The sequence below is a fragment of the Streptomyces cyaneofuscatus genome (genome assembly GCF_000718135.1).
Lineage (GTDB): Bacteria > Actinomycetota > Actinomycetes > Streptomycetales > Streptomycetaceae > Streptomyces > Streptomyces cyaneofuscatus.
In genome coordinates this window covers 170,675-184,474 of the sequence record NZ_JOEM01000015.1, presented here as the reverse complement: position 1 = coordinate 184,474, position 13,800 = coordinate 170,675, and the positions used below count along the sequence as shown (strand labels likewise).

Below are 13,800 nucleotides of genomic sequence, written 5' to 3'. Positions count from 1 at the left end.
CCCGCCGAGACCCGCGAGGTGCTCATCGCCTCGCTCGCCATGCTCCGCAACAAGCACGCCGACCTGCCGTCCCGCAAGCACGGCAACCCCCCGCAGTAGTCACTGCCGCAGCGGCGCGATCCGCCGCACGGTCCACGACACCCTGCCGAGAAGACGGAGACACCCCATGAGCCTCACTTCCGCCGAGTCCGTCCTGCGCGTCGAGAAGGGCCACGCGGCCCCCGAGGAGCTGGCGGCCATCACCGCCGTCCTGATGGCCCGCGCCGCCGCCCAGCCGTCCGCCCCCGCCCACCGCGGCCGCGACACGGCCGGCTGGCGCCGCCTGGAGCGCACGCCGGGCTTCCGCGCGCCGCACAGCTGGCAGGGCTGACACCGGCCGCGTACGGCGTCGCGCAGGGCTGACCCCGCGCGCCGCACAGCGTCACGAGAAGGGCCCCGCACTCCATGAGGAGTGCGGGGCCCTTCTCGTACGGCGGGGAAGCAGTCGGCGAGGCGGCGGGTGTCGACGAGGACGACGGCGCCGATGGCGCCGCGGACCAGGTCGTCCCACATGAACCAGAAACGGTCCTGGCCCGGCGTACCGAACAGGTACAGGATCAGGTCCTGGTCCAGGGTGATACGTCCGAAGTCCATGGCCACCGTCGTGGTGGTCTTGTCCCCGGTGTGGGTCAGATCGTCGATGCCCGCGGACGCGGACGTCATCACGGCTTCGGTGCGCAGCGGATTGATCTCCGAAACGGCACCGACAAACGTGGTCTTACCCACGCCGAAGCCCCCTGCCACCACGATCTTCGCCGAGGTAGTGGAGCGGGCCGCTCCGCCGCTAGAGCTTGCGAAGTCCACTGAGCACCCTTTCGAGCAGTGTCACATCTGGCTGGCCGCCGGCGGCCTCGTCGCCGCCGGGCTGATGGATAGCGACGAGTCCGGCCTCGGCCAGGTCGGCGACGAGGATCCGGGCAACGCCGAGGGGGATCGAGAGAAGGGCCGAAACCTCGGCGACCGACTTGATCTCGATGCAGAGCCGGCAGATCCGCTGGTGCTCGGGCAACTGCCCTTGCAGCCGGGACGGATCGGCCGTCGTGCTGACCAGCGCCTCGATGGCGAGCTGGTAACGCGGCCGGGTCCGGCCGCCGGTCATGGCGTACGGACGGACCAGCGGGTTGTGCGCCGCCGGCTTGGCGGGCTCGGGGGCCCGCCGCTGCTGCACCGGCTGGATACGCTGCTGCTGCGGCGCGTCGTACCGCTGCTGGGGCTGCTGCTGCTGCTGCGGCCAAGGCGAACCCGGCTGCTGCTGGGGCCACTCGGACCCCTGCGCACCATGGGCGCCGTGCTGCTGCTGCGGCTGCTGGTATGGCTGATATGCGTTCCCCGGGGCCTGGCCGCCGGATGCTGCGGGGTAGCCGAAACGGTTGTCACCGTGCTCACCCGGAACCCTCTGTTCACCCTCGTAGGGGTGTCCGCCTGTGGGTGCTGCCACGTTTCCTCCTCCGACTGCCGGTCGCCGATCCCAGTGGGGCCGCGCCACCGCACCTTATGGCGCGGTGGCGAGAAACGCACTGTCTGTCTACTAGTTAAGAAGACTTCCCTGAAGTTCGGCGCGGAGATCCGGGGTCAGAACACTGCCCGCGCGGTCGACCAGAAGTGCCATTTCGTACCCGACCAGACCGATGTCGGCGTCCGGGTGGGCGAGAACGGCGAGTGACGAACCGTCCGAGATGGACATGATGAAGAGGAATCCCCGCTCCATCTCCACAACGGTCTGGTTCACCGCCCCGCCCTCGAAGATCCGCGAGGCGCCCGCGGTCAGCGACGTCAGACCGGAGGCGACGGCCGCCAGCTGGTCGGCGCGGTCGCGCGGGAATCCTTCGGACATGGCCAGCAGGAGTCCGTCGGCGGAGACCACCACCGTGTGCGACACCCCGGGGGTGTTGTCCACGAAGTTGGTGATCAACCAGTTGAGATTCTGCGCCGCCTGGCTCATCGGGCTCACACTAACGCTCCTGGTTGTAGGTGGTACTGGTGTCCGACCCCGCGTTGCGTCCCCGCTGGACACCGCGCCGCAGCTTGCTCAACCTGCCGCGGACGTCCTCGGGTGCGCGGGAGACCTGTGGGCCGCCCTGCTGGGTCTGCTCCGCCGTGCCCTCGACCAGGTTGGCCTTGGGTACGCGCCGGGGGAGACCGGAGGGGGTGATTCCGCCCGCCTTCGGCTCACGGAGCTTCTCGGCCCGCTCCCAGCGCTCGTCATTCGTCGAGCGCCAGTCGTCGGTGCCTTCCCCGTCCGTCTGCGGGGCCTGCCGCTCCTGCTGCTGCGGCTGCCGCTGCGGGGCCGGAGCGGGCTGGTCGTTGCCGCGGCCGCTCGGCTGCCAGTGCTGCGCACCGCCGCGGCGAGGCAGACCGGCTTCGGTCAGCTCGTGGCCGACGTTCGGGGTGGACCCCGGACGTTCGAAGCCTACGCGCTCCTGCGACGGTGCGGGAACGCTCGGAACAGATTCCGCCTCAGCCTGCCGAACCGGCTCAAAAGTGTTCTGCGAACCGCTCTGAACAGGCCAGTCGTCCTGGTGGGACTGGTCGGTCGGGGCAGCGTACCGGTCGGCGGCGTACGGGTCCTGCGGGTTCTCCGGAGCGGCATATGCCGCCTCCGCGTAGCCCTGCTGCGGCTGTCCCTGGGATCCGTTCTGCTCCTGCTGCTGCGGGTAGCCGTTCCCGGTGCCGTAGCCCTGCTGCTCGTAGGAGCCGGCGTACGGGTCCTGCTGCGCCTGCTGGGCGGGGTCCTGGGCGTACTGGTCCTGGCCGTAGGGCTCCTGCCCGTAATCCTGCTGACCGTTGTACGCGTCCTGCCCGGCGTACTGGTCCTGCGCGTAGCCCTCCTGGCCGTAGCCCTGCTGCTCCTGGGAGCCGTCCGGGAACGGGGAGCCGGAGCCGGTCTGGGCCTCCAGCGCCGCCCGGCGCTCCTCACGCATCAGCGAACGGTTGACCGGGTCCAGCTGGACCGGGTCCGCCTGGACCTCGTAGCGCGAGTCGTCGAAGCCGAGCTCCGCCGCCGTACGCATCTGGCCGTGCTGCGGGGCCGGCTCGAAGGCGCTCTGCTGCTCGGGGATGATCGAGGAGACGGTGAAGTCGTCCTGTCCGGGCAGGGATTCGCCACCGCCACCGTGGGTGATGGCGTCCGGGAGCATGACCAGCGACGTCGTCCCGGCCTGCTCGCCCGAGGGGCGCAGCTGGACCCGGATGCCGTGCCGGTCGGCGAGCCGGCCGACCACGAACAGGCCCATGCGCTGCGAGACCGCGGCGTCCACCGTCGGCGGGTTGGCCAGCTTGTGGTTGATGTCGGCGAAGTCCTCGGCGGTGAGGCCGATGCCCTTGTCGTGGATCTCGACCATGACGCGGCCGTCGGGCAGCCGGGTCGCGGTGACCCTGACCTTGGTCTGCGGCGAGGAGAACGTGGTGGCGTTCTCCAGCAGCTCGGCCAGCAGGTGCACGAGGTCGGTGACGGCCCGGCCGTGGATCTCGGCCTCCGGGACGCCGGACAGCTCGATGCGCTCGTACGACTCCACCTCGGAGGAGGCGGCCCGCAGGACGTCGACCAGCGGCACCGGCTGGTCCCAGCGGCGGCCGGGCTCCTCGCCGGAGAGGACGAGCAGGTTCTCGCCGTTGCGCCGCATACGGGTGGCCAGGTGGTCCAGCTTGAAGAGGCTCTCCAGCTGGTCCGGGTCCGCCTCGTTGTTCTCCAGGTCGGTGATGAGGGTCAGCTGGCCCTCGATGAGCGACTGGTTGCGGCGCGAGAGGTTGGTGAAGATCGCGTTGACGTTGCCCCGCAGCATGGCCTGCTCGGCGGCGAGCCGGACGGCCTCGCGGTGCACCTGGTCGAAGGCGCGGGCGACCTCGCCGATCTCGTCCTGCGTGGTGATCGGGATGGGCTGCACCCGGGTGTCGACCCGGCCCGGGTCGGTGCGGGAGAGCTGGTCGACGAGGGAGGGCAGCCGCTGCTCGGCGATGGAGAAGGCGGCGGTACGCAGCTGGCGCATCGCGCGGCTCATCTGGCGGGCCATGAGCCCGGCCAGGATGAAGGCCGCCAGGAGCGCGATGACGACGATGAGGCCGTTGACGATCGCGTCGGACTTGGCGTCGGAGGAGATCCTCGCGGCCTCGTCCACCGCCTTGTCGACGAGTTCCTTCTCGACCGTCGCGTATCCCTCGAACTTGGCGGTGGCGGCGGCCATCCAGGTCTCGGGCGTGATGCCCTTCTTCGCCAGCTCCTCGGGTTCCTGGCCCTTGCCGATCTCCTGCACCATGCCGTCGAAGACCGAGCCGTCGATGCTCGGCGGCGCCACGAAGGGCTGACCGGCGGCATCGGCCTGCTCGCGAGCGGCCTTGAGCTGCCTGGCGCCCTCGGCGGCCTTGCCCGCCATGACCTGCTTGAGGCGGTCGACGTCTGCCTGGGTGCCACCGGCGTTGAACTCGGCGAGGGCGATCTGCTCCAGGTAGTTGTACGAGCCGAAGGCCTTGACCTGGTCGTTGTAGACGGCGGGCTTCTTGCTCGGGCGCACCAGCAGGTGCATGCCGATCGAGCGCTGAAGCGATTCTGCAGCCTTGGACAGCTCGATCGCGTAGACGGTACGGCCGTAGCTGGTGACGTTGCCGGTACCGAGGCCCAGCTCGTTGGCGAACTGCATCAGCGAGTGCTGGACCTGGGTGTAGCCCTCTTCGGTCTTCACCGGGTCGAGCGCCTGCGAGTAGGCGGCCTTGCGGAGCTCGGGCAGCTTGGGCTCGTCGACCTTGAAGAGCTTCAGGCGGCGCTCCAGGCCCGGCTTGGCGGGCATGTCCTTCACCGCGGCGTCGAAGGCCGTACGCGCCTCGTCCGTGGTGGCCCGGGACTGCTCGACGACGTCGGCCTCCCGGTCGCCGGAGAGCAGCGGCTGGGCGGTCAGGTCGCGCTCGTTGAGCAGGGCCTGCCCGTACTCCGAGGCCGCGCGGACGACGCGCGCGATCTTCTCGGCGTCCTGGGCCTCGCTCCAGGTGTCGATGGACCCCTTCACCTGGAAGCCGCCCATGATCAGGCCGATGATGACCGGGATCAGGAGGATCGCGTTCAGCCGGGTGGCCACCCGCCAGTTGCGCGGGGAGAACCGGCTGGTGCTGCCACCGGCCGGCTCCGGCTCGGGCGCCTGTGCAGGGGGCGCCGCAGCGTGCGACGGCGGGGTGAAGTTGCCCCGCTCGGGCTGCACCGCGGAGCCCTCGTTGCTTCGCCTCACTCGACCAACAACCTCTCGGCGCCGGCACCTACGTTGTGCCGGATTATTCGTTCAGGGCCGTAACTACTCGGGAGTTCGACGAATTGCAGCACGGGTACGGGCCCCCCTCCAAACACTCGGAATCGATCATTCCGAGTGGTCCACGCCTCAGATAAAACGGGCATAAAGAGCGAGCCCCGTCAAAAGGCGGGGCTCATGTGAGCGCAGTGGCACCACGTGGATGCGTCGGGTGGTGGCGCGAGGCCAATTCTCTGTCGAAATGTTATGAACGCGGGGGCGGATCGTGTCAAACGACACAGGCCGCCCCCGCGTGACTACAACAACTTCCGTATGGCGGGGAAGCAGTCGGCGAGGCGGCGGGTGTCGACGAGGACGACGGCGCCGATGGCGCCGCGGACCAGGTCGTCCCACATGAACCAGAAACGGTCCTGACCGGGCGTACCGAAGAGGTACAGGATCAGGTCCTGGTCGAGCGTGATGCGGCCGAAGTCCATGGCGACGGTGGTCGTCGTCTTGTCCCCGGTGTGGGTCAGGTCGTCGATGCCCGCGGACGCGGACGTCATGACGGCCTCGGTGCGCAGCGGGTTGATCTCCGACACCGCACCGACGAACGTGGTCTTGCCCACGCCGAAACCGCCCGCCACCACGATCTTCGCGGAGGTAGTGGCGCGGGCCGTACCGCCGCTAGAGCTTGCGAAGTCCACTGAGCACCCTTTCGAGCAGTGTCACATCCGGCGCGCCGCCGGCCTCTCCATTGCCCGGCTGGTGGATGGCCACCATGCCGGCTTCCGCCAGGTCCGCCACGAGGATGCGGGCGACGCCGAGCGGCATCGACAGCAGCGCGGAGACCTCGGCCACCGACTTGACCTCGCGGCACAGGTGGCAGATCCGCTGGTGCTCGGGGAGCAGCGTCCCCAGATGCGCCGGGTCCGCGGTGGTGCTGACCAGTGCCTCTATCGCGAGCTGGTAACGCGGCCGGGTCCGGCCACCGGTCATGGCGTAAGGACGAACCAGCGGCTGGTCGCCTCCCTCGTCGTACGACGCGTGGTGCAGTGCGCCGTACGGATCGGGTGAGGCGGGTGGCGGGGTCATGAATCCTCCGGGCGTGACAGCAGGTTCTCGGCTTGCCGTCTGCAAGGGGCCGGTGAGGGGACTAAGGCGGCCTGACGGGTGAGGGTTGTGGGCATTACCTGGGGGGATCGTGTCGTGAATCCGCAGGACGGCCGCCTAATGGAGCAGACTGCCCTGGAGCTCGGCGCGGAGGTCGGGCGTGAGGACGGTGCCCGCACGGTCGACCAGGAGGGCCATCTCGTAACCGACCAGACCGATGTCGGCGTCCGGGTGGGCGAGAACGGCGAGTGAGGACCCGTCGGAGATGGACATGAGGAAGAGGAATCCTCGCTCCATCTCCACAACGGTCTGGCTGACGGCGCCGCCCTCGAAGATCCGCGAGGCGCCTGCGGTCAGCGACGTCAGCCCGGAGGCCACGGCCGCCAGCTGGTCGGCGCGGTCGCGCGGGAAACCTTCGGACATCGCCAGCAGCAGGCCATCCGCGGAGACCACCACCGTGTGGGACACCCCTGGGGTGTTGTCCACGAAGTTGGTGATCAGCCAGTTCAGATTCTGCGCGGCCTGACTCATGGGGCTCAACTAACGCTCCTGCTGGTGAGTGGGGCCGAGATGGATACTGCCGGTCGACGGGCCGTTGTTGGCCTGCCGTCCCTGCTGGATGCCCCGGCGGAGATTGGTCAGACGACCGCGTACGTCATCGGGCGCACGCGAAACCTGAGGTCCGGACTGGTGATTCTGCTGCTGAGCGGTCCCCGGAACCAAATTGGCGCGGGGAACACGGCGGGGCAGCCCGGAAGTGGTGACCCCGCCGGCGGCCGGCTTCTTGACCCGCTCGGCCTGGCGTACGAGTTCGTCGTTGGGCGAGGCGCGCCACGAGCTGGTGACCGGAGCCTCGGCCGCACCACGCTGCGGCATGGGCGGAACGGGTACGCCGGTGGGCTCGGGAGCGGCCGGAGCCTGCGGCTCGGCGCCCTGCTGGCCGCCCTGGCCGGGACCGTGGAACCAGTTGGTCTCCAGGGTGTCGTACAGCGGCGTACGGCCGTCCCCGGGACCGGCCGGCGGCAGGGCCTCCGGCTGCTGGGGGAGCGCCGGGCGGTACGGGGCCTCGCCCGCGGGGGACGCCGACGGACGCGGGGCGCCGAAGCCGTTGCCCTCCGGGCCGCGCTGACGCGGCGCGGGCAGCTGCTGGCCCTGGTTCTGCTGGGGCGGCGCGTTGAAGTCGGGCCGCGCGAACTGCGCGGTGGACGCCGGGTCCTGGGCCTGCTGGCCGTAGGACTGGCCCTGATGCTGGTTCTGCTGGAGCGGCGCGTTGAAGTCCGGCCGGGCGAACTGCGAGGTCGCGCCCGGGTCCTGGTTCAGCGGGGCGTTGAACGCCTGGTCCTGGCCGGGGCCCGCCGGCCGGGCGAACTGCCCGGTCGCGTCGTGCTCCTCGTGGCCGCGCGGGGCGTCGGCGCCCCAGTTGGCGGCCTGGGGGCGCTGCTGCGGGTTGCCACCGGGCAGCTCGGCCCGGGGGCCGCCGGTCGGCGGCAGCTGACGGCCGGGGCCGCCGGGCTGCTGGAAGCCGCCCTGGCCGGGGCCGTTCTGCTCGTGCCGGGCCTGCGCGGGCTGCGGCTGGTTCCGGCCCTGCTGCTGACCGGGCTGGCCCTGCTGCTGGCCCGGACCCTGCTGACCCGGCTGGCCCTGCTGGTTCTGCGGGGCGAAGGCGTTCGAGCGGCCGTTCTGGCCGGGGGAGGCCGGAGCGCCGTGACCGAACAGGTTGGGCTGACCCGGCTCCGTACGGCCGGGAGCATCGCCCTGACCGCGCGCGCCGAGCCGGGCGCCGTTGCCGAAGGCGCCGGAGAGGCCGCCACCGCCCTGGCGCTGCGGCTCCTGGCCCGGGAAGGGCTGGTTCGGGTTGCCGGGGTTCTGCGGGCCGTTGCCCTGAGGGCCGTTCTGCTGGCCCTGCGGGCGGCCACCGGGGGCGTTGTCCCGCGCGGGGAGGGCGGCACGCGGACCGGAGCCCGCACCGACCTGGCCGCGCTGGCCGCCGGGTCCCGAGCCGAGGCTCTTGGCACCCGGTCCGCCGGGTCCGCCGCCGATCCCGGGACGCTGGCCGGCGCCCGCACCGTTGCCGTTGCCGGCGAGCAGGCCGCCGGGGGCGCCGCCGGGCTGCTGGCCCTGGCCCTGCTTGGACGGGGGCTGCTTGCCGCCGTGGGCGACATCGACGGGCAGCATGACCAGCGCGGTCGTGCCGCCGGAGTCGGAGGGGCGCAGCTGGATACGGATGCCGTGACGCAGCGACAGCCGGCCGACCACGAACAGACCCATGCGGCGGGAGACCGAGACGTCCACGGTGGGCGGCTGCGCGAGCCGCTCGTTGATCGCGGCGAGGTCCTCGGGGGAGAGGCCGATACCGGTGTCGTGGATCTCGACGAGCACCCGGCCGTCGGGCAGCGCGTGACCGGTGACCCGGACCTTCGTCTGCGGCGAGGAGAACGACGTGGCGTTCTCCAGCAGCTCGGCGAGGAGGTGCACGAGGTCGTTGACGACGCGGCCGGCGACCTCGGTGGCGGGCACCGCGGAGAGTTCGATGCGCTCGTACTGCTCCACCTCGGAGGCGGCGGCACGGAGCACGTCGACCAGCGGGACGGGGCGGGTCCACCGGCGGCCCGGCTCCTCACCCGCGAGGACGAGGAGGTTCTCACCGTTACGGCGCATACGGGTCGCGAGGTGGTCGAGCTTGAAGAGCGAGGAGAGCTGGTCCGGGTCTGCCTCGCGCGACTCCAGCTCGGAGATGAGCGAGAGCTGGCGCTGGATGAGGCCCTGCGAACGCCGCGAGAGGTTGGTGAACATCGCGTTGACGTTGCCTCGCAGAAGGGCCTGCTCGGCGGCGAGGCGGACGGCCTCGCGGTGCACGTCGTCGAAGGCCGCGGCCACCTGGCCGATCTCGTCCCGGGAGTGCACACCGACCGACTCGACGGAGGTGTCGACGTCCTGCGGGTCGGTCTCGGAGAGCTGCTTGACGAGCTCGGGCAGCCGGTCCTGGGCGACGCGGGTGGCGGTGTCCTGGAGGCGCCGCAGCGAGCGGATCATGGACCGGGCCACCACGAAGGCGCCGACCAGCGAGACACCGAGGACGAGGAGGATGACCGCACCGTTGATGATCGCCTCGCGCTGGGAGGCCTCGCGCAGCTCGCGCGCCTTGGCCTCCATGTCGCTGAGGAGGGTGGTCTCGATCGTCTTCATCGCGTCGATCTTGGTGGACGACTGGTCGTACCAGTCCATGTACGAGCGCACCTTCGCCCCGTCGATCCCGTTCGGGGTGTCGAGGATGTGCTTGGCGTACATGTTCGCCGCGTTGATCTCGGGGTTGTTCCCGTTGTCCAGCGGCGCCATCAGGTCCACCGCGCTCTCGCCGGTCGACCCGTAGATCGACTTGAACGAGCTGATCGCGCGGGTTTCCTTGTCGAGGGCGTTGGAGCCGAACTGCTTGTCGTTCTCGTTGAGGTGCGGTTCCTTGACCGAGCCGCCGGGCAGCGCCGCCGCGATGACCGCGCGCTGGATCGAGGCGTACTCCTTGGCGGAGGAGAACGCCGCCAGCGCACGGGTCCGCTTGATCATGTCCGGGTTGCTGGTCGCCTGGGCCATGTCCTGGGACAGGCTGAGCAGCGAGGTGATCAGCTGGCTGTACTGGTCGATGGTGTTGAGGGACGGCGCGCCGTCCTCGTACGCCGACTTGCGGATCGACCGGATGTCGCCGAGCTGCGAGGCGATCTGGGCGACGCTCGCGTGGATGCTCTCCAGCGCGTCGTCGTTCTCGAAGTCGCCGATCTCGTTGGTCGCGTCCAGGAACGCGTCCTTGGCCCGGTCGGTCTTCTCCCGGGGCTGGGAGACCTTGTAGTCGGTCGCCTTGGAGCCGTTGGAGAGCGGACCGGCGGACTGGTCGCGCTCCACCTGGAGGGCCTGCGCGAGCGAGGTCGCCTGCTTGGTCATCTGGGTCAGCAGCTGCATGTGCTCCAGCTGCTGCATGTCGGTCATGGACTCGTTGATCCTCAGACCGCCCAGGCTGGTCGCTGCGACCACGGGGAGGGCGAGGAGGGAGACCAGTCGCGTACTGATGCGCCAGTTACGGAGCGCTATTCGCGACCCCGTGTCGACCGGGCCGCGGGAAGCGGAGGGCGCGCTCGGCTCGGCTCCGCCGCTCGGCGCGGAGCCCGGGGGCTTGGCACGGTCGCCGTTGTCGCCGGCAGCGGCCGGCCCGGGGTTCTGGGCGTGCTGGGGCGAGGAACCGCGGTCGGTCCCGCCGCGCGGCTCCTGTTCCGCCGGAGCGCTGCCATCCCTCTTGAAACGTCCCTGCACTAGCGTCGCAACCTCTGGACCAGGCGTTCCGTCCGGATAAGGACAGAACGGTGTCGGCGTCGTGGGGCGCTGGACGCGCCCCATGGTGGTCGTTGAGTGACCGGCGTACTTCCCCCTCCCGCCGCCGCTCGGCGCTGCGTTGCGCCCCGGTGCGCCGGTCTGAAACCCGCGGCGGTGCGTGGAATTCCAGCACAGTGCAGGATCTCCAACAAGGGCCATGTACCGGGCTGTGACCTGCGTGACACGTTGTGATGAACGAGTAACAAGCAGTGCAGAGTGTTCGTGGGTAAAACGGACTATCGGGGATGAGTCGCTTAGGGGTGGGGGGTGTCCCAGTCGCGATGATCGGGAGCGGAATGATGGATTCAGGAAGGTATTGTCCGTTTTCGGGACCCCGGCTTCCTGCCCGTAATGGGCCAATTGTCGATTACTTCGTGAGCAAACTCACATGATGATCGTCGCCTCATCGCGGCTCCGGCGGGGAATCGGATGTTTAGCCTGACGCTTTACAGGGATGGCGCATCCGACAAGCAGGCACCGCCGAGGCGGCGCCCCTACCGACAGGGTCCTGACGGCAGATGAAGACGACGACGATCCGCAACATTGCCAACCCCCGGCGCACCACGCTGGCGCACCTCAAGGACGCCGAAGCGCTGCAGACGCCCTTCCTGCCGGAGCACGCCGCCGACCTGCCCACCGTCACGGCCAACCCGCGCCGCACCATCCTCATGGAAGCCCCGGTCGCGGCCGCCCGGTAGCGGCCCCGTAATGGGCGAGGCTGTACCCCCTCACCGCGTTAGCCTGGAGCGTCAGTCTTCAGCCAGCCAGCAAGTGAGGGGCGACAGCATCCCGTGCGCATCGCCAGGTTCTCCATCGACGGCAATGTCGCCTTCGGCGCCGTCGAGGGACAGGGCACCGTGGAATCCGGTGACCTCGTCCTCGACATCATCAAGGGCATCCCGTACGCCGACTTCGAGCTCTCGGGCACCAAGGTCCCGCTGAACAAGGTCCGGCTGCTGCCCCCCGTGCTCCCCAACAAGGTCGTGGCCATCGGCCGCAACTACGCGGAGCACGCCGCCGAACTCGGCCACGAGGTCCCCGACGCGCCCATCACCTTCTTCAAGCCCACCACCTCGGTGATCGGCTCCGGCGACGCGATCGAGTACCCCTCCTTCTCCAACGACCTCCACCACGAGGCCGAGCTGGCCGTGGTCATCGGCCGCATGTGCCGCGAGGTCCCCCGCGAGCGCGTGAAGGACGTCATCCTCGGCTACACCTGCGCCAACGACGTCACCGCCCGCGACGTGCAGGCACGCGAGAAGCAGTGGGCCCGCGCCAAGGGCTTCGACACCTCCTGCCCGCTGGGCCCCTGGGTGGAGACCGACCTCGACCCCCACGACCTCACCATCCAGGCGACGGTCAACGGCGAGCAGCGGCAGCTCGGCCGCACGAGCGACATGGTCCGCTCCATCGAGGACCTGATCGTCCACATCACGGAGGCCATGACCCTCCTCCCGGGCGACGTCATCCTCACGGGCACCCCCGCAGGGGTCGGCCCCCTGCACGTCGGCGACGAGGTCGCCGTCACCATCGAAGGCATCGGCACTCTCACCAACAAGGTGATCAAGCGTGGCTAACGCACCTGTACGCGTCCGTTTCTGTCCCTCCCCGACCGGCAACCCGCACGTGGGCCTGGTCCGCACGGCCCTGTTCAACTGGGCCTTCGCCCGGCACCACCAGGGCACCCTGGTCTTCCGGATCGAGGACACCGACGCCGCGCGCGACTCCGAGGAGTCCTACCAGCAGCTGCTCGACTCGATGCGCTGGCTGGGCCTGGACTGGGACGAGGGCCCGGAGATCGGCGGCCCGCACGCGCCCTACCGCCAGTCGCAGCGGATGGACCTGTACAAGGACGTCGCCGAGAAGCTGCTCGCCGCCGGGTACGCGTACGCCTGCTACTGCACCACCGAGGAGCTGGACACCCGCCGCGACGCCGCCCGCGCCGCAGGCAGGCCCTCCGGCTACGACGGCCACTGCCGCGACCTCACCGCCGAGCAGAAGGCGGCGTACGAGGCCGAGGGCCGCACCTCGATCGTCCGCTTCCGGATGCCCGACGAGGCCATCACCTTCACCGACCTGGTCCGCGGCGACATCACCGTCCAGCCGGAGAACGTCCCGGACTACGGCATCGTCCGCGCCAACGGGGCCCCGCTCTACACGCTGGTCAACCCGGTCGACGACGCGCTGATGGAGATCACCCACGTCCTGCGCGGTGAGGACCTGCTCTCCTCCACCCCGCGCCAGATCGCCCTGTACCGGGCGCTCATCGAGCTGGGCATCGCCAAGGACACCCCCGCCTTCGGCCACCTGCCGTACGTCATGGGCGAGGGCAACAAGAAGCTCTCCAAGCGCGACCCGCAGGCCTCCCTCAACCTCTACCGGGAGCGCGGCTTCCTCCCCGAGGGCCTGCTGAACTACCTCTCCCTGCTCGGCTGGTCGATCGCCGAGGACCGCGACATCTTCTCGGTGGACGAGCTGATCGCCGCGTTCGACATCGAGGACGTCAACGCCAACCCGGCCCGCTTCGACCTCAAGAAGGCCGAGCACATCAACGCCGAGCACATCCGCATGCTGGATGTGAAGGACTTCACCGAGGCGTGCGGCCCCTGGCTGAAGGCCCCGTTCGCGCCCTGGGCCCCGGAGGCCTTCGACGCGGAGAAGTGGACGCGGATCGCCCCGTACGCCCAGACCCGGGTCACCGTGCTCTCCGACATCACCGACAACGTCGACTTCCTCTTCCTCGACGAGCCGGTGGAGGACGAGGCGTCCTGGACCAAGGCGATGAAGGGCGACCCGGCCGCCCTCCTGACCACGGCCCGCGCCAACCTGGAGGCGGCGGACTGGAGTGACCCGGAGTCGCTCAAGAACGCCGTCCTCACCGCCGGCGAGGCGCACGGCCTCAAGCTCGGCAAGGCACAGGCCCCGGTCCGGGTCGCCGTGACCGGCCGCACCATCGGCCTGCCGCTCTTCGAGTCCCTGGAGATCCTGGGCCGCGAGAAGAGCCTGGCCCGCATCGACGCGGCGCTGGCCAAGCTGGCCGCGTAAGCAAGCACGGAACACCCCGAGGAGGGCCGCAGCC

10 protein-coding genes and 2 pseudogenes are annotated in these 13,800 nt (G+C 70.1%); 4 read left to right on the top strand and 8 right to left on the bottom strand.

Going from position 1 to position 13,800, the window contains the following annotated elements; all coding sequences use genetic code 11:
• The first annotated feature begins 166 nt into the window (after nucleotides 1-166).
• Nucleotides 167-370, top strand: coding sequence for an acyl-CoA carboxylase subunit epsilon (locus IF17_RS1000000138020; RefSeq protein WP_018509673.1), 204 nt, complete (start codon nucleotides 167-169; stop codon nucleotides 368-370).
• Nucleotides 371-468: 98 nt separating this feature from the next.
• Here IF17_RS1000000138020 and IF17_RS0124520 read toward each other — a convergent pair.
• From IF17_RS0124520 to IF17_RS0124485, 8 genes and pseudogenes are all read right to left on the bottom strand, one after another.
• Nucleotides 469-843, bottom strand: a pseudogene (locus tag IF17_RS0124520) (GTP-binding protein); the annotation flags it as partial.
• The gene (locus IF17_RS0124515) at nucleotides 824-1,477 is read right to left on the bottom strand and encodes a DUF742 domain-containing protein (protein ID WP_018509672.1); all 654 of its coding nucleotides are present in this window, start codon (nucleotides 1,475-1,477) and stop codon (nucleotides 824-826) included. The pseudogene IF17_RS0124520 and the gene IF17_RS0124515, both read right to left, overlap by 20 nt.
• A 90-nt stretch (nucleotides 1,478-1,567) precedes the next feature.
• Nucleotides 1,568-1,981 (bottom strand): roadblock/LC7 domain-containing protein, encoded by a 414-nt coding sequence (locus tag IF17_RS0124510; RefSeq protein WP_006127847.1) that lies wholly within the window; start codon nucleotides 1,979-1,981, stop codon nucleotides 1,568-1,570.
• A 10-nt stretch (nucleotides 1,982-1,991) separates the two neighbouring features.
• Nucleotides 1,992-5,252: a sensor histidine kinase gene (locus IF17_RS0124505; protein WP_032772535.1), complete on the bottom strand. Its 3,261-nt coding sequence runs from the start codon at nucleotides 5,250-5,252 to the stop codon at nucleotides 1,992-1,994.
• Between the two features lie 329 nt (nucleotides 5,253-5,581).
• A pseudogene (locus IF17_RS0124500) lies at nucleotides 5,582-5,956 on the bottom strand (GTP-binding protein); the annotation flags it as partial.
• Nucleotides 5,937-6,344, bottom strand: a complete 408-nt coding sequence (locus IF17_RS0124495) for a DUF742 domain-containing protein (protein WP_015611637.1) — start codon at nucleotides 6,342-6,344, stop codon at nucleotides 5,937-5,939. The gene IF17_RS0124495 and the pseudogene IF17_RS0124500, both read right to left, overlap by 20 nt.
• A 135-nt stretch (nucleotides 6,345-6,479) precedes the next feature.
• Complete coding sequence (locus IF17_RS0124490; protein ID WP_006127850.1) at nucleotides 6,480-6,893, bottom strand: roadblock/LC7 domain-containing protein; 414 nt, start codon at nucleotides 6,891-6,893, stop codon at nucleotides 6,480-6,482.
• A gap of 9 nt (nucleotides 6,894-6,902) precedes the next feature.
• Nucleotides 6,903-10,661, bottom strand: coding sequence for a sensor histidine kinase (locus IF17_RS0124485; protein WP_030569697.1), 3,759 nt, complete (start codon nucleotides 10,659-10,661; stop codon nucleotides 6,903-6,905).
• Between the two features lie 578 nt (nucleotides 10,662-11,239).
• Between IF17_RS0124485 and IF17_RS0124480 the strand changes: the two genes are divergently transcribed.
• From IF17_RS0124480 to gltX, 3 genes are all read left to right on the top strand, one after another.
• On the top strand, nucleotides 11,240-11,419 hold the full coding sequence (locus IF17_RS0124480; protein ID WP_030569695.1) for a hypothetical protein: 180 nt from the start codon (nucleotides 11,240-11,242) through the stop codon (nucleotides 11,417-11,419).
• 93 nt (nucleotides 11,420-11,512) lie between these two features.
• Nucleotides 11,513-12,298 (top strand): fumarylacetoacetate hydrolase family protein, encoded by a 786-nt coding sequence (locus IF17_RS0124475; protein ID WP_030569692.1) that lies wholly within the window; start codon nucleotides 11,513-11,515, stop codon nucleotides 12,296-12,298.
• Nucleotides 12,291-13,766, top strand: coding sequence for a glutamate--tRNA ligase (gene gltX, locus IF17_RS0124470; RefSeq protein WP_051884113.1), 1,476 nt, complete (start codon nucleotides 12,291-12,293; stop codon nucleotides 13,764-13,766). Before IF17_RS0124475 ends, gltX begins: the two co-directional genes overlap by 8 nt.
• Nucleotides 13,767-13,800 lie beyond the last annotated feature (34 nt).